This window comes from Janthinobacterium sp. 17J80-10, from assembly GCF_004114795.1.
Classification (GTDB): Bacteria; Pseudomonadota; Gammaproteobacteria; order Burkholderiales; family Burkholderiaceae_D; genus Paucimonas.
Genome location: NZ_CP035311.1, coordinates 338,769 through 354,929, shown reverse-complemented (window position 1 = coordinate 354,929; position 16,161 = coordinate 338,769). Strand labels below are relative to the sequence as shown.

16 protein-coding genes are annotated in these 16,161 nt (G+C 61.2%); 9 read left to right on the top strand and 7 right to left on the bottom strand.

Annotation, left to right across the window (positions count from 1 at the left end):
* Window positions 1–17 precede the first annotated feature (17 nt).
* A complete protein-coding gene (locus EKL02_RS01515; protein ID WP_128900382.1) occupies window positions 18–914 on the bottom strand; it encodes a LysR family transcriptional regulator in 897 nt (298 codons plus the stop codon).
* Between the two features lie 139 nt (window positions 915–1,053).
* Here EKL02_RS01515 and EKL02_RS01510 point away from each other — a divergent pair, with 139 nt between their 5' ends.
* From EKL02_RS01510 to EKL02_RS01470, 9 genes are all read left to right on the top strand, one after another.
* Window positions 1,054–2,529, top strand: coding sequence for an MFS transporter (locus EKL02_RS01510; RefSeq protein WP_241687762.1), 1,476 nt, complete (start codon window positions 1,054–1,056; stop codon window positions 2,527–2,529).
* A gap of 84 nt (window positions 2,530–2,613) precedes the next feature.
* The gene (locus EKL02_RS01505; protein WP_128900381.1) at window positions 2,614–3,123 is read left to right on the top strand and encodes a DUF1993 domain-containing protein; all 510 of its coding nucleotides are present in this window, start codon (window positions 2,614–2,616) and stop codon (window positions 3,121–3,123) included.
* Window positions 3,124–3,166: 43 nt separating this feature from the next.
* Entirely contained in the window at window positions 3,167–3,748 is a 582-nt protein-coding gene (locus tag EKL02_RS01500) for an NnrU family protein (protein ID WP_128900380.1), read from the top strand.
* A 177-nt stretch (window positions 3,749–3,925) separates the two neighbouring features.
* On the top strand, window positions 3,926–4,699 hold the full coding sequence (locus tag EKL02_RS01495; protein WP_128900379.1) for a DUF3348 domain-containing protein: 774 nt from the start codon (window positions 3,926–3,928) through the stop codon (window positions 4,697–4,699).
* Window positions 4,696–6,888: a DUF802 domain-containing protein gene (locus EKL02_RS01490; protein WP_164931920.1), complete on the top strand. Its 2,193-nt coding sequence runs from the start codon at window positions 4,696–4,698 to the stop codon at window positions 6,886–6,888. Before EKL02_RS01495 ends, EKL02_RS01490 begins: the two co-directional genes overlap by 4 nt.
* Window positions 6,888–7,523 (top strand): OmpA family protein, encoded by a 636-nt coding sequence (locus EKL02_RS01485; RefSeq protein ID WP_128900378.1) that lies wholly within the window; start codon window positions 6,888–6,890, stop codon window positions 7,521–7,523. Before EKL02_RS01490 ends, EKL02_RS01485 begins: the two co-directional genes overlap by 1 nt.
* Entirely contained in the window at window positions 7,520–8,263 is a 744-nt protein-coding gene (locus EKL02_RS01480) for a DUF2894 domain-containing protein (protein ID WP_128900377.1), read from the top strand. The genes EKL02_RS01485 and EKL02_RS01480 overlap by 4 nt, the downstream gene beginning before the upstream one ends.
* A gap of 162 nt (window positions 8,264–8,425) precedes the next feature.
* Window positions 8,426–9,877, top strand: a complete 1,452-nt coding sequence (locus EKL02_RS01475; RefSeq protein WP_128900376.1) for an FAD-binding oxidoreductase — start codon at window positions 8,426–8,428, stop codon at window positions 9,875–9,877.
* Entirely contained in the window at window positions 9,874–10,752 is an 879-nt protein-coding gene (locus EKL02_RS01470; RefSeq protein WP_128900375.1) for an SAM-dependent methyltransferase, read from the top strand. The genes EKL02_RS01475 and EKL02_RS01470 overlap by 4 nt, the downstream gene beginning before the upstream one ends.
* 18 nt (window positions 10,753–10,770) lie before the next feature.
* Here the strand turns inward: EKL02_RS01470 and EKL02_RS01465 are convergent, their stop codons facing one another.
* The 6 genes from EKL02_RS01465 to EKL02_RS01445 all read right to left on the bottom strand — a co-directional run bounded on the left by EKL02_RS01465 (window position 10,771) and on the right by EKL02_RS01445 (window position 16,125).
* Window positions 10,771–12,480: a diguanylate cyclase gene (locus EKL02_RS01465; protein ID WP_128900374.1), complete on the bottom strand. Its 1,710-nt coding sequence runs from the start codon at window positions 12,478–12,480 to the stop codon at window positions 10,771–10,773.
* Window positions 12,481–12,598: 118 nt separating this feature from the next.
* Entirely contained in the window at window positions 12,599–12,973 is a 375-nt protein-coding gene (speD, locus tag EKL02_RS01460; RefSeq protein ID WP_128900373.1) for an adenosylmethionine decarboxylase, read from the bottom strand.
* Window positions 12,970–13,140 (bottom strand): hypothetical protein, encoded by a 171-nt coding sequence (locus EKL02_RS18100; RefSeq protein ID WP_164931919.1) that lies wholly within the window; start codon window positions 13,138–13,140, stop codon window positions 12,970–12,972. The genes speD and EKL02_RS18100 overlap by 4 nt, the downstream gene beginning before the upstream one ends.
* A gap of 16 nt (window positions 13,141–13,156) precedes the next feature.
* The gene (locus tag EKL02_RS01455; RefSeq protein ID WP_128900372.1) at window positions 13,157–14,596 is read right to left on the bottom strand and encodes a DUF4178 domain-containing protein; all 1,440 of its coding nucleotides are present in this window, start codon (window positions 14,594–14,596) and stop codon (window positions 13,157–13,159) included.
* Window positions 14,597–14,608: 12 nt separating this feature from the next.
* The gene (locus EKL02_RS01450) at window positions 14,609–15,670 is read right to left on the bottom strand and encodes an SPFH domain-containing protein (protein ID WP_128900371.1); all 1,062 of its coding nucleotides are present in this window, start codon (window positions 15,668–15,670) and stop codon (window positions 14,609–14,611) included.
* Window positions 15,671–15,729: 59 nt separating this feature from the next.
* A complete protein-coding gene (locus EKL02_RS01445; RefSeq protein ID WP_128900370.1) occupies window positions 15,730–16,125 on the bottom strand; it encodes a DUF350 domain-containing protein in 396 nt (131 codons plus the stop codon).
* Window positions 16,126–16,161 lie beyond the last annotated feature (36 nt).

The following is a 16,161-nucleotide window of genomic DNA, read 5'->3' as shown; positions in this document are numbered from 1 at the left end:
TGGGGGCAAAATAACCGTCAGCGCGTCGCGGTACAAATGTCCAGCACAAGGCTGCGCAACCAGCGATGCGCCGGATCGGCATCCATGCGCGGGTGCCAGAGCATGGAAATGGTGACTTCAGGCGCGAGGAAGGGCAGGGAGAAACTATGCATCCCGGTGCGCAGATTTCCAGTGTGCCGTTCGGGAACGGTCGCGATCAGGTCGGAGGCGCGGGCCAGCGCCAGCGCAGCCGTAAAGCCGCCGACGATGGTGGCAATCTGCCGTTCCAGCCCGAGCGGCTTCAGGGCGGCATCGATCGGCCCTTCCGCGACGCCGCGCCGCGAGATGCAGATGTGCCTGCTGGCCGCATAACGGGCCGGCGTGATCTTGCCGCGACAAAGCGCATGCCCTGCGCGCGCAACGCCGATGAAACGGTCATGAAACAATATCCGCGTGCGCACTTCCGGGCTAGTCACCTCGCCGACCACGCCGGTCTCCAGATCGACCGTCCCGTCGCGAAGGGACTTGCTTTCCTTGTCCTGCTTCTGCAGGAAGCAGAGCCGCACACCAGGTGCCTCAGCACTGGCACGCGCGATGAGTTCTGCGCCGAAATTCTCGACAAAGCCTTCGCGGGTACGCAGCGTAAATGTCCTGACAAGCTGCCTGAGGTCGAGCTGCGCAGCAGGGCGCAGAACCGCTTGCGCCTCCTGGACGAGCTGGCGGACCCGCTCGCGCAGTTCGAGTGCGCGCGGGGTCGGCACGAGGCCGCGCCCGGCCCTGACCAGGAGCGGGTCGCCGGTGGTCTCGCGCAGGCGCGCCAGCGACCGGCTCATCGCAGACGGGCTCAGCCGCAGACGCTGGGCGGCGCGCGCCACGTTGCCTTCGGCGAGCAACACATCCAGGGTGAGCAGCAAGTTGAAATCCGGTGTCGACATGCAGGGATTCTAGCGCAGTCGGTCCATGGCATGGCGTCATATGCATGAATAAAGTGCAAATGGTGCGTCTTCCGCCATGCCATGCAAACACGTATGGTGCAGGTAGATGCAATTGATTTGCTTAAAAACGGAGTTCATCATGACACTAATTCCAGCAAAACACGCCGAGGCAGCTGCCGGCAGTGTTGTCCCTGCGCTGTCAGTACGCTGGGCGCTTGCCAGCCTTTCACTCTCCATGCTGCTCGCCGCGCTGGGGACCAGCATCGCCAATGTCGGCTTGCCGACGCTGGCGCAGGCTTTCGATGCTTCCTTCCAGCAAGTCCAGTGGGTGGTCCTTGCCTATCTCCTTGCCATCACCATCCTGATCGTCAGCGCTGGACGCTTGGGTGACCTCATCGGCCGGCGGCGGCTGTTATTGGCAGGCATCTTTCTGTTCACGATCGCCTCGGTCCTGTGCGCCGTCGCGCCCACGCTGTGCCTGCTGATCGCCTCCCGGGCGGTGCAAGGCCTGGGCGCGGCCATCATGATGGCCCTCACCATGGCATTTGTCGGCGAAACAGTCCCGAAGGACAAGACCGGCAGCGCCATGGGGCTGCTCGGCACCATGTCCGCGATTGGCACCGCACTCGGCCCTTCGCTCGGCGGCGTCCTGATTGCCAGCTTCGGCTGGCCTGCCATTTTCTTCATTAACGCACTGCTGGGCATTCTGACGCTGCTGCTCGCGTATCGCTTCCTGCCGGTCGATCGCCGCGCAGCGCAAACGGCGCGTTCCGGTTTCGACCACGTGGGCACGCTGCTGCTTGCCGTGACGCTCGCAGCCTATGCGCTCGCCATGACGACAGGGCGCGGCAATTTCGGTCTGAACAATATGGCGCTGCTGTTGGCGGCGGCAGTCGGCGCTGCCCTGTTCGTGCGTGCCCAGACAAAAGCCAGGGCGCCGTTGATCCAGCTGGCGATGTTCCGCAATCCGGCGCTGGGCGCAGGCTTCGCCATGAGCGCCCTGGTTACCACCGTGGTGATGGCAACGCTGGTGGTCGGGCCCTTCTATCTCGCCGGCGCGCTCGGCCTTGACCCAGCCCGTGTCGGACTTGTCCTCTCGGTGGGCCCGGGTGTGGCCGCCTTGACGGGCGTGCCGGCCGGCCGCATCGTGGACCGCTTTGGCGCGCACCGCATGACGGTCGCCGGGCTGACCGGCATGGCCGCAGGTGCCACCATCCTGCCCATGGTACCGATGCATTTCGGCGTCCCGGGTTACCTCGTCCCGCTCGTTGCGATCACCGCCGGCTATGCGCTGTTCCAGGCGGCCAATAACACTGCCGTCATGGCGGATATCCGGCCAGACCAGCGCGGCGTCATCTCCGGGTTGCTGAACCTGTCGCGCAATCTCGGCCTCATCACTGGCGCATCCGTGATGGGCACTGTATTCGCTTTCGGGTCAGCCGCGACCGACACGTTGGCAGCGCGTCCCGAGGCGGTTGCAAACGGCATGCAGATGACCTTCGCCGTCGCGGCGGTGCTGGTCTTCACAGCCCTTGCCATCGCTTGGGTAAGCCATGCGCTCGCGCGGCGCGCCGAGAGCAATCCGCAAGATACGGAATATCATCGGACGAATTGACCTCTAACTCTGCTATATTCATTGGCAATATGGCAAAGCAGCTCATTGCATGCCAGTTTCCCCCATACCCGCCAAGGATCAATCATGACCAGCCCGATGTACATCCATTCCGTTCCCGTCTTCAAGCAAATGCTGACAGCCCTGAAAACCATCCTCGCGCAGGCGGCTGCAGAGGTTGCCGCCAAATCGATCGAGCCGGACGCCTTGTTGCAGGCGCGCCTCTATCCAGACATGTTTCCGCTGGCAAAACAGGTGCAAATCGCTGCGGATTTTGCACGCGGCATTTCCGCACGCCTGGCGGGCGTTGACGTTCCCGTCCATGAAGGCAAAGAAAAGAGCTTTGCCGATCTCGACGCACTATTGGCCCAGACCCTGGCCTTTCTGGAGAGCGTGACTCCGGCACAATTCGAGGGCGGCGAAACCAGGGAAATCGTCTTGCGTCCCGGTACGCCGAAGGAAAAGAAGCTGAGCGGCCAGGCCTATCTGGCCAACTATGGCTTGCCGCAGTTTTTCTTCCATGTCACCACGGCCTACGCCATCTTGCGCCACAATGGGCTCGACATTGGCAAGCGCAATTACATGGGTACATATTGACCCTCGCGCGTTAGCGGTGCGATTGAACGACTGGGAGAAGGCAATGACAAGCTTGATTCTTGGCCTGGCGATTTTTCTCGGCACGCATTCGGTGCGCATCTTCGCCGATGACTGGCGCACCGCGCAGCGTGCACGGTATGGCGATAAATTGTGGAAGCTGGGGTACACCGTGCTGTCGCTGATCGGCTTCGCGCTGATCATCTGGGGATTTGGCATGGCCCGAGGCGTCGCTCCCGTCCTGTGGCATCCACCGGTGGCCATGCGCCATATTGCCTCCCTGCTCACACTCATCTCTTTTATCTTGTTGGCAGCAACCTACGTTCCCCGCAACAGCATCAAGGCGAGGTTCCATCACCCGATGGTGCTTGGCGTGACGGTTTGGGCCTTCGCCCACTTGCTGGCGAACGGGTCAGGGGCGGACCTGCTCCTTTTCGGCAGTTTTCTCGTCTGGGCAAACTTGTCTTACCTTGCTGCGCGCAGCCGGGACCGCCTGGCGGGCACTCGCTATCCTTCCGGGACCATGGGCGGAACGCTTGCAGCGGTGGTGGCAGGGACCGCGGCCTGGCTCGTCTTTGCCTTCTGGCTGCATCGCGCGCTGATCGGCGTTTCGCCATTTCCTGGCTAAAGGCGCTGCCCGGTTGCGCCGGGCCATAGCAAAAACTGTCGTCGCCACGCCACTGCGGGCATGTCTTGCATTTCTGGCTCGTTTGAGTTCGCCATGCCGCCGCGATATAATCGCGGGTTCAGGTATGCCATGAAATGGTTGCCGGAAGTAGCTTTCCGAATTTAATTGGCCCTGCATATGACGCGAACGCTGCCGCGTACAAAATTCCACAGTTCAAATCTCATTCGTTGTCTCGCCAGCCTGGACATGGTCGATGCTGCCGATGCGGGCACTGCATTTGCAGAGAAACTGGGACAGTGGATTCACTTTGCCGACGCCATCACCCTGTCTGGTGTGCACAACGGCAGTGTTGCAAGTTCGCCAAAAACGCAGTCCACAGTACGGCATGAAGAACACCTAGCCGCGCATGCTGCTGCCACCGAGTTCGACCGCATCCAGGCTAATCTTGTGGATTCGATCATGAAAAGCTGCTCGCCCGTCCCGGGGAGAACGCACAACAAGTTGCCGGAGCCGCAACTTGAATTGCCGATGAATTTCGCGGCCGCTTACACGCCCTATCGCCGCTTTTATGAAGCGCATCAGCGCGACATGGAATTGCGCATTCAACCATTGCGGTTCAATGTCCGGTCTGCGGTAGCAAAGGCATCGCCACGGCTCAAGAAACTTGCCGAGCTGGATGCGACGCTGGAAAAGATCCTCCAGGAGCGTGAGGCGCACTTGCTCGCGAAGGTGCCCGGGCTGCTGAGAAAACGTTTTGAGCAATTGTTCAAGGAACATCAGCAAAAGCTTGCTGATGTCCAGCAGATTGACAACCCGGCCGCGTGGGCGCAGGCGGGAGGCTGGCTGGCGCGCTTTTGCAATGACATGCAAATGCTGCTGCTGGCGGAAGTGGAGCTGCGCTTGCAACCAGCCATGGGGCTCATTGAAGCATTTAAACAAGATACGCAATGATTAAAAAAATAAATACGCATTTATTTACAGTCGCTTTCATCCTGGGAGCGCTTGGCATCGTTTGGGTGGGTGCCGGATTTATCGGTTCCAGTTTCCTGGCGTTGCTGATGACGGCCGTCATTGGCGCAGTCTATGTGTTTGGCGCGCTCGAACTGCGGCAGTTTCGTCAGGCGACAGCCACATTGGCAACCGCGCTGGCGGCGATTCCTGACAGTCTTGCCGAGCTCGGCGACTGGCTGGGCAGCGTGCATCCCTCGCTGCAAAACGCCGTGCGCTTGCGCGTCGAGGGCGAACGCGTCGGCTTGCCGGGACCCGCGCTTACGCCCTACCTGGTCGGCCTCTTGGTCATGCTGGGGATGCTCGGCACGTTTCTGGGCATGGTCGTCACGCTCAAGGGCGCCGTCTTTGCACTGGAAAAAACCACCGACCTCCAGGCGATGCGCTCCGCGCTCGCGGTGCCAGTCTCGGGCCTGGGGCTGGCATTTGGCACTTCGGTGGCAGGCGTCGCCGGCTCGGCCATGCTGGGCTTGATGTCGGCACTGAGCCGACGCGAAAGAATGCAGGCGGCACAATTGCTGGACACCCGGATCGGCACGGTATTGCGCCGCTTTTCGCTCACCCATCAGCGCCAGGAAACCTTCAAGGCGCTGCAGTTGCAATCCCAGGCCTTGCCGCAGGTGGTCGACAAATTGCAGGCGATGATGGCGCAGATGGCGGACATGAACCAGCAGCTGGGCCAGGAACTGAGCCAGCGCCTGCTCAGCAACCAGGAAGACTTTCACGCCAATGTCAAAGGCGTCTATACCGAGCTGGCGCACGCCGTCGATAAATCCCTGCGCGAGAGCCTGAGCCAGAGCGCGCATGCGGCCGGGGAAAGCATCAAGCCGGTGGTCGAGGCGGCAATGAGCGGCGTCGCGCGTGAAGCCAGCCTGATGCACGAGCGCATGGCCGAGAAAGTCGACAGGCAGCTCGACGGGCTTGCCGCGCGCTTCAGCGATACCGCCACCACCGTCACCGACACCTGGACAGCAGCGCTCAGCAGCCACGAACAGGCGAGCGCCGGCGTCGTCGCCAGCGTGGGCCGCGCGCTGGATACCTTTACCGAAACATTCGAGCAGCGCTCTGGCGCCCTCGTGGCCACGGTTGGCCAGACGTACGCCAGCCTGCAGAGCGGGCAGGCAGAACGCGACAAACAGCAACAGCAGGGATGGACCCAGTCGCTGGAAACCATGGCAGCGTCGCTTGCCCGCGAATTGCAGCAAACGGGCGCGCAAACGCTTGCCCAGCAACAGAACATCTGCGACACCCTGGCCAAAACCGTCCAGGACATCACCGGACATGCCCAGGCCAGCGCCGGCCAGACGCTCGCCGAAACCACGCGCCTGATCGCGAGCGCAGAGGAATTGATGCGCGCCCGCATCGCGACCGAAGCGCAGTGGATCGACCAGCATCGCGAACGCATGGATCAGCTGGCCAGCCTGTTGCGCACCGAACTCGGCGCGCTCAGGGATGCCGAAGCAGCACGCGGCGATGCGGCGGTCGAGCGGCTGGGGCAATTGCAAGCGGCGCTGGCGAGCCACCTGACCACGCTGGGCACCGCGCTGGAAGAACCGATCACGCGGCTCATCCAGACCGCCTCGGAAGCGCCGCGCGCCGCGGCCGAAGTCATCGGGCAATTGCGCCAGGAAATCTCCAACAGTGTTGCGCGCGACAATGAATTGCTGGACGAGCGCAGCCGGATCATGGCAACGCTTAATGCCCTGCTCGAGGCGATCAATCACGCCTCGCAAGAGCAGCGCACTGTCATCGATTCGCTGGTGGCTTCTTCGGCGACGGCGCTCAACGCGACCGCCAGCGCCTTTTCCGACAATGTCGCATCGGAAGCGGCCAAGCTGTCCGACATCGCCGCGCACGTCACCAGCAGCGCCGTCGACGTGGCCAGCCTTTCCGAAGCCTTCGGCCTTGCCGTACATGCATTCAATGAAGCCAATGAAAAGCTGGTCGCCAACCTGCAGCAGATTGAAGGCGCGATGGACAAGTCCATGGCGCGAAGCGATGAGCAACTTGCTTATTACGTCGCGCAGGCGCGTGAAATCATTGACCTCTCCATGATGTCGCAAAAAGAAATGGTGGAGGCACTGCGCCAGCTGCCGGCACGGCAAGCCGACTTTGCCGATGAGGTCCGGTAATGGAGGATAACGAGGCAAGCGTCGAGCAGACCGCGCCGGTCTGGCCCGTTTTTGGCGACCTGATGTCCAGCTTGCTGGGCGCCTTTGTGCTGATCCTGGTAGCGGTGGTGGCGGTGCAGATGGAATTGACGTCGCACCTGCAGGACGAAGTGAAGAAACGCCAGATCGAAGAGCAGCGCCGCATGAGCCTGGAAAAAGCCCTGGCAGTGCCGCTGGCCAGCGGGCGCATCACCCTGAACAACGGACGCATCGGCATCAGCGGCCAGGTGCTCTTCGCGCTCAATTCGGACCAGCTGCAGCCGGACGGTCAGCAGCTGTTAAAAAGCCTGGTGACACCGCTGCGGGCGTATCTGGCGGCGCGGAATGAATTGCTCATGGTGAGCGGGTTCACCGATGACCGGTCCATCCGGGGCGGCCCGTTCACGGACAACTGGGAATTGTCGGCCCAGCGCGCATTGACGGTCACCCGCACCCTGATCAACGAAGGCATGCCGTCTTCGATGGTCTTTGCCGCAGCCTTTGGTTCCGAGCAGCCGGTCAAGCCCAACACGGATGACGACGCGCGCGCGCAAAACAGGCGGGTGGAAATGGCGCCCGTACCGAAAAATGCCAATGCCGGGAATACCGCCTCATGACTGCGCCGGATTGCAGCGCAATCGCAGATGGGCAAGAGGCGCAGTCCCCTGATTTCGATGCGCTGATCGCGTCCCTGCGCACGGCGGGCGCCGACCGGTTCGACCCGGTGCGCTTTCACCATATCGGCGTGCTGGCCAGACGCGCTGCAGCGCATCAGGGGAGCATCAGGCGCATGCTCGACGCCCGGCTGACGCAGGCTCTGTCGGTGTTGCAGGAGCGCTTCGAGCTTGCGCAAAAAGACGCCAGTCAAGCCCTGGCCCGCAGTGTGCAACAGTATCCGCATGCCGCCGGCGAGCTTGAACGGCTCGCCGGCGCCAGCGATTTCCGCGGCGTGCAGCGCCTGATTGCGGCCCTCAAGACGCGCGAACAATGCGCATCGCTGGGCGCGCTGGTGCGCCAGCTTGAGCAACAAGCGCCAGGCAACGCCGATGCGCGCCCGCAGGGATACACCGGGTCGCATGCCGAATTGAAGGCGATCCGCAACTACAGAAATACCTGGTCAAAACTGAGCGTGGATAAACAGGTGGCGCAGGCGCTTGAACAAGCCCCGGCGAATGCCGGACCGATCAATTCGCACATGCTGGTGCTGCGCTCGCTGGCATTGATGCGCGAGATCTCGCCGGATTATCTCAACCGCTTCATGGCTTACGCAGATACCTTGCTATGCCTGGATCAGGGCGAAAAAGAAAAGGCGGCCTCGCCTAAAAAACCGCCGTCGGCGAAGACGGCCAAAAAATAAAGTACCGCTATAGCCGTCCAACCCTCCAGGTCGGCTTCGCTTGCTGCTTGCAGCGGCAAAGTATCGCAATGTGATACTCCGGGCGTCTCGGCTGGCTACCCGCTGGAATTCGATTGAAGAAAAGCGGCATGTCAGCCATCCTGCCGTCATGCAGGCAGTTCGATGCGTCCCTTCACTGACAGCGAGACCATGACCACCATCCTCAATGATGTCCATTCCCAGCTCAATGCGACTGCCGTCGCGCACGTTGTGCGTCCGGCATCCCTGGCCGAACTCCAGGCCGTCATCCGGCGCGCGCCGGCGGAAGGCGCGCACATCTCCGTGGCCGGTGGCCGGCATGCGATGGGAGGACAGCAATTTTCAGCCGGTTCCTTGCATATCGACATGACCGGGCTCGATCGCATGCTCAATGCCGATGCCGTGCGGGGCTTGCTGCAGATGGAAGCGGGGGCGCAGTGGCCCGAGATCATCGCAGCCAGCCAGGCCATGACGCGCGCCGATGGCACACAGTGGGGGATCCGGCAAAAGCAGACCGGCGTCGATGCAGTCACGCTTGGCGGATCGATCTCGGCCAACGCCCATGGCCGCGGCTTGCTGATGCAGCCGCTTGGCGAGGATATCGAAGACCTGACGCTGGTGACTGCTCGCGGCGAGGTGCTGCTGTGCAGCCGTTACCAACATGCCGAACTGTTTTCGCTGGCAATCGGCGGCTATGGGCTGTTCGGCGTCATTTATGCGGCAACCTTGCGGCTGTCGCCGCGCCGGCAGGTTCAGCGTATCGTCGACATCGTCGATCTCGATGACGCCATGCATGCGGTGTACCGGCGCGCAGAGGAGGGTTGCCTGTATGGCGATTTCCAGTTCGCCATCGATCCGCAGGACGACGGCTTTTTGCGGCGCGGCGTATTTGCCTGTTACAAGCCTTCCACTGACAGTGAGGCGGCACCCGATGCGACGGCCGATCTGCCTCCCGACAGCTGGCTCACACTGCTCAAGCTTGCGCACGAGGACAAGCAAGCCGCTTTCCGGCTGTATGCGCAGCATTACCTCAAGACCGATGGCAACCGCTATTGGTCGGATACGATGCAGCTCAGCACCTACATTCCGAACTATGCGGATTTTCTGGAAAGTTCACGCGGGGCCGATGCGGGAGACCGCATGAAGGAGACACTGGTCATCGGTGAACATTACGTGCCGCGTGACCAGTTGCTGAATTTCATGCAACAGGCGCGCGACGTGTTTCGCGCCCTTGGCACGGAAGTCATCTATGGCACCATTCGCGCCATCCTGCGCGACACCACCGCGTTCCTGCCGTGGGCAAAAGACGACTATGCCTGCGTCATTTTCAATGTGAGAACGCCGCATGATGCGCCTGGCATGCGCAACACCGCCGACACCTTCCGCGCGCTGATCGACGCCGCCACGCGGCTGGGCGGCAGCTTCTTTCTGACCTACCATCGCTACGCCTCGGCCGCCCAGGTAGAGGCGTGTTATCCGCAGTTTCGGACATGGCTGCAACTGAAACGGCGCTATGACCCGGATGAGCTATTCCTCAGCGCCTGGTATCGCCATTACCGCGACGCATTCGCTGCAGGCGATGGTGGCGCCGCATGAACCCCGCACAGGCAAGCAACACCGCCAAGGTCATCGCTGCCAGCACGATCCTGCTCGCAAGCGACGCGCGCAGCGCCGCAATGGTGGCGCCGGGGGCTGCCGCGCTATGCAGGCAATTCCTGTCTGGCAGCCGCACCGACCGGTGGCTTGCGCGCAGCGCTGCGCAGCCGGCGACGCGCTGGCTATGGCGTGCGCTGGAACAGCTGACCTTGCCGGGCATCATGGCCCACTACTGGCACCGCAAGCGCTGGATCGAGGCTTGCTGCCGCCGCGCGATCGGTGAAGGCTATGCGCGCGTGGTTATCCTCGGCGCCGGGCTGGACACACTCGGCGTGCGGATGGCGAACGAGTTTCCCCATATCGACGTGATCGAGATCGACCATCCCGCCACGCAAGCAGTGAAACAAGCGGGCATCGCCAAGGGCGAGCGCGCGCCTGCGGCGAATTTTCGCCTGCTGCCGATTGACCTGAGCACGGCGCCATTGCCGGTGAGCTTGCTTGACGATGGCAGGGCAACCTTCCTTATCATCGAAGGCGTGCTGATGTATCTGGCGCAGGCGGACATCGACCGGTTGTTTGCAACACTTGGTCGGCTTGCGTCAGGGCGGGTGCGCATCGTTTTCAGCTTCATGGCGCAGTGGGCCGACGGCAGCTCTGGCTTCCGTCCGCGCAGCTGGCTGGTCGAGCGCTGGCTGGCGTGGCGTGATGAGCCGTTTACCTGGGCCATTGCGCCTGCGGCGATGGCGGATTTTCTCGCGCAACGTGGTTTTCAATTGCTGGAAATGGCCTTGACGCAGGAGTTTTCAACGCCGGCAGCAATTGCTGCCTCAGACGCACTCGACGGCGAACATCTCGTTGTTTGCCAGCCTGCGTAAGTGCGCGGCTCCCAAGGCTCAACCCTTCGCAAGCGTGCCAGTGCCGGAAAGCCCGCCAGAAGGGCGCGCACTTTCGATCCGGTTGCGGCCGTTATGCTTGGCGCGATACAACGCCTGGTCGGCACGATAGATAAAACTGTCGGCAGATTCCGTCACCAGAAATTGCGCGCAACCGCCGCTGATCGAAATGCGGTGTTGGGTTGCGTCAATCACCATCACGTCTTCGTCAATTAGCTGGCGTATTCTTTCCGCGATCATTTCAGCACCGTGCAGATCGCACTGCGGGAGAAGGACAACAAATTCTTCACCGCCATACCGGGCGACGAAGTCCATTTCACGCACCGCTTGCGCGATCCTGGCGCCGACTGTCTGCAAGACCTGATTGCCGGCAGGGTGGCCGTAGGTGTCGTTGAACTGCTTGAAGAAGTCGATATCCAAAAGAATCACCGACAGCGCACTGTTTTCGCCCGAACGGGCACTTTCGCTGGTGCGCCGCTTGAGTTCTTCGTCGAAGCTACCGAAATTATTCAAGCCGGTAAGGCGGTCTTTGCGCGCGATCTGGTCCAGCAGCACGATCTTGTTATTCAGTTCCGTGTTGAGCAAAGCGATTTTACCGCTTTGTTCCTCGACAATCTTGTGAACCTGCGCATTGCGTATTGCGGTACTGATAAAAGAGGCCAGAAGCTCAATCAGGGTGAGATCGGTTTCCGGCAGATGCAGCGGCGCGCCCAAGGAAACCAGCCACATTACGCCAATGACTTCCTCATTGAGACGGATCGGCACGATCATGAAGGTGCGTGGCGTCTCGAGAATTGCAAGGGCGTTTTTATCTTTCTCCGACATTGGCAAATGCAATATCTTCAGCACATCCTGAACAAGAAAGCGCTGATGACTCAGGAAGATCATCGCGCTTTGCCCATCGCGCATGCTCAACGAATATTTTGTCGCCTCGCGAAAGCATTCCCACCTGTCGCGCACATGCGCAAATGGTTGACTGAATGATGTGTGCACCATGGCCAGTTCCCCCTGCTCGGCGAGGAGAATATTGACCATGTCAAAGTGAAAGCGCTCGATGAATTCACTGCCAATCGATGAAAACACGGCATCGACCGCCGTCAGACTGTTCATCTGCGTGATGTATTGTATAAATTGCTGCGTCTCTGCATACATTACATCGGCCAATTTACCGCGTTCAATGGCTTGATGACAATTCCAGTGCACGTGAATCTGCGGCGCATAAAGATCGCTCAGGGTCTCCAGCCGCGCCATCGCCGCTTCGCCGAAACGGCTGCTTTGACTGAACACGGCGATGGTGCCAACGGTCTTTGCCTTGCCATCCTTCAAAGGTACGACCAATGGCAGTACAGCAAGGCTATGGATCTTCCACCGTTCAAACCGCATCCGGGTCGTTTCACCCAATGCGCCCAGATCGTTCTGGGTAATGGTGATGGGGAGGTTCGTTTGGAAAACCGTTGCATTGGCATCGGCTTGGTCGAGCTGATAGTGGAACCCGAGATAAGTATTCTGGATACCAAAAAAATCTTCCGGCAAAGAGAGATGGGCGGTAACGAGCGCATCCCCTTTTTCATTCAACAGGTTGATTTCGCATCCGTCTATCTCCGGTACCGAGCACAGGTCTTCACGCAGTCCGTTTAGAACTTCGGCCAAATCGGCGTGCAAACGTACGCGCTCCAGATCGTCTCTGCTGTGATTGATTTTTTTATTCATTATTTAGCAGCTGCACTTGTCAGATTCGCCATATCGAATCAGGTAACCTACAAGTAGCATTGTGCCGCAAAGCGACGGGTGATCGGCGCAGGCTCGCGCAATTTTTCTTCGACTGTATCTATGGCCCCACCACGGAATAGCCGCGCGGCAACTCCTGTACGGTACTAGCGGCAGGCGTCAGCCCTGCCTCGATCAGCCCCAGCGCGCGTCGCGGTTCGGCCCCGCCGCACATGAAAATATCCAGCGCGGCGAAGCCGGTTTCCGGCCAGGTGTGGATGGAAATGTGCGATTCCGCCAACAACACCACGCCTGTTACGCCCTGGCCCGGCCCGAAGGCATGGAAGTGGCTGTAGACGATGGTGGCGCCGGCGGCCAACGCTGCCTGGCGCAGCAGCGCCTCGATAGCATCGCTGTCGCACAGCAGTGCGCGCGCAATGCCGTGCAGGTCGGCGACCAGGTGCGTGCCGGAATGCTGCAATTCCGCCGGTATCACTTGTGGCCCCCGCTGCCCCAGGAGCCGCCGCCCGAATTGGAACTCCAGCTGCTGCCTGAGCGGGAATTGCCGCCACCCCGGTTCGACGACAGCATTTCACCCCAGCTGGCAACCACGCTGAAAAAAGCCACCAGAAGCGCATAGACGATGAAGCGGGAATTGTTCATATGATTGGTATGGTCGTCAGTCCTGCATCATGCTGATGATTTTGGCCGGCAGCCAGATCGCGGCGGCGGCAAACGCGGAGTAATGCCAGGTTTCGTCGAAGTCGAACATCAGGGGAATGAAATTGACGCCGGCGACCCCGTAGAGGAAGTACTCGGCAAGTTTCATGATATCGGTCTTGGGCGCCAGCACTGCATCCGGAATTGCCAGGCCAAACCAGGCCCGCAGCTGGTCTGCGCCCACCGGGGTCGACCACGACCAGCTCAGTTCTTCCCCGGTGCGCTCGGCGGCCAGGCGGTTCTTGCCAGCCTCGTATTCGACTACCTGTGCGGTGTCGCCGGCCCGCACCTGCCAGTTGAAGGCGCCGACCGCAGCCACGACCGTCGCCGCATATTCGTAAAGCTTTTTGTAGGCAAGGTCGCCCACCTTGACGGTTTCACTGGGGTTCCATACCGGCCAGTCGTCCTGCAGCCTGGAACGCTGCCAGCCCTCGGCAGTTTCGATCAGCCAGAGGAAGCCGCCACGCGGGCTGTACAGCTGGTATTCGGTCCATTCCTCGCCCTCATCGTCGCGGCGCAGCATGGCGCCGATCACCTGGTAGGCGGCGCCGCCGATATTGCCCTTGGCGCCAAGCTTCAGGGTGGTGTCGAACTGTTCCATGCGCTCGCCCGCCGCCAGCACGGCGGCGACATCGGTCGTGGTGTCGACCGGCGAACGGCAGCTCGGACAAACGATCTGTTTGGTCACCCCCGGCACCCAGCTGAGGCTGCCGCCGCAGGAAGGGCAGGCCAGCGGCTGAACACTCTTGGTGTACTTGCCGGCGCTGTCACGAACCGTATCGTCGTCGCGCAGCAGCTGGCACTTCAGCTGTTCCAGCGTCACCGCCTGGCCCGCATAGACCTTCGGCGCAGACCCCTCGGAATAATCGAGCGTGACGAAGCTGCGGCCGCTACGCAGGTCGGCCACCTTCGCCTGCCAGCCGGCGCCCACCGAAAACGGCAGCTCGCCCTCGCCGCCGGTGCACTGCGCCGTGCGCACGTCGGCGGCGGTGCAGACCTTGCCAAGCACGTTGTAGGGAGCGCCAATGCGAATTTGCTCGAAAGCCGGCAACGCACCCGTGGCTTCCTTTTCCCCGGTGAGCGTGTACTGGCCGCCGGACTCCGACAGCCAGCCGGCGCGGCCATCGCCATACATCACATACCATTCGTTCCACAAGCCGGCGGCATAGCGCAGCTGGATGCGGCCGAGCACGGAAAACTCCTGGCCGCCAAAGCTGCCGGAGGTACCGACCTGCAGCGGCGAATAATCCTCCAGCACCGCCGACATCTTGCCCATGTCGCGCACGCTGTCGGCATCCTTCAGCAGTGCGCTCTTGCAGTAGTCGCATACCGCCATGACCGAGGCATGCGACTTGAACTCGACCGGCGCGCCGCAACTCGGACAGGAAACTTTCTGCATGTAAGGCGCCTTCTAGCCGATCAGTTTTTGCAGGACCTTGGCCTTGGCATCGTCATAATCGGCCTGCGAAATCAGGCCCTTGTCGAGCAAGCCCTTGAGTTGCTCCAGGCGGACGGCAGGCGAATCCTCCGCTGGCGCCGCAGGAGCCGCTGCCGCCGGCGCTTGCGGCGTCCCGGGCGCGGCGCCAGCGCCGGGTACGTTGCTCATGCCCAGCCCTTGCGCCATCGCCTGGCCCATGGCCATGCCGGTGGACAGCCCGGCGCCGATGCCGGCCAGGCCTCCCTCGTTTTGCGCGGCCAGCGGAATCGCCTCGGCGGTCTGGAAGCGGGTATATCCCGTCATCTTGTCGGCGGAAAGCCCGCCTTTCATGCCGGCGCCGATGCGCGCGTCCAGCGCCTGCTGCAGCTGCTCCGGCAAGCTCAGCGTGCCGACGTTGAATTCATCGAGCCCCAGGCCATAGCGCTCGAACGCGATGGCCAGATCACCCTTGACTTGCTGCGCCATCAGGGTCTGGTTGGCCGCCATGTCGAGGAACGCGACGTTGGAAGCGCCCAGCGAGGTGGCCATGGAGGCGAGCATGATGCCCTGCAATTGCGACTCGACGTCATCGCGGGTATAGATTTCGCGCGTGCCGGACAGTTCGGTAAAAAACTTCTTCGGATCGCTCACACGGTAGGAAAACATGCCGAAGGCGCGAATGCGGATGGCATCGAAATCCTTGTCACGGATCGTGATGGCCTGCGGCGTGCCCCACTTGCGCCCGGTCTGGATGCGCGTGGAAAAAAAGTACACATCCGACTTGAAGGGCGAGGCGAACAGCTTGTCCCAGTTTTTCAGGTTGGTCAGGATCGGCAGGGTCTTGGTGGTCAGCGTGTAGTTGCCGGGACCGAACACATCGGCCACGCGCCCCTCATCGACGAACATCGCCAACTGCGATTCGCGCACGGTGAGCGTGGCGCCATTCTGGATTTCAAAGTCGGCCATCGGGTAGCGCCACGACAGTACGCCCTCGGTATCCTCGTTCCACTGCAGGACGTCGATAAACTGCTTCTTGACGAAATCGAAAATACCCATGATTGGCCTCTCTCGGGTTAAATGACGTAAATGGCTTAGGGGATGACTACGCTAAAAAATCAGGAAATGCAGGCGGCGTTGATGGCGCCCACCGAAATGGCAATCGCGCCCAGCAAGCCGCCATAGGCGACATTGCCCGACTCGATATGCTCCTTGGACATCTTGATGCAGCGGTCCAGCACCAGGTATGCCAGCAGCTGCAGCACCAGGGCAGCGGCCGCCCAGGCCAGGAATTGCGGATAGCCGGCGGTATGCATGATGGCCGACACCACTGTCAGGGAAAAGCCGACGATCGCGCCACCTAGCGTAAATGCCGCGGCAATGTTACCTTGCCGAATCAACAGCACTTCGTTGAACGGGGTTACCCGCGTGTAAATGACAAAAAATACTGTCAGCAAGATGCCGGAAAGCGCGAGATAGATCAGGTAATTGGCGAAAGCTGGCAAGGAGTTCATGAATGGCAATCCCGATGTGAATTGCCACTATACTAA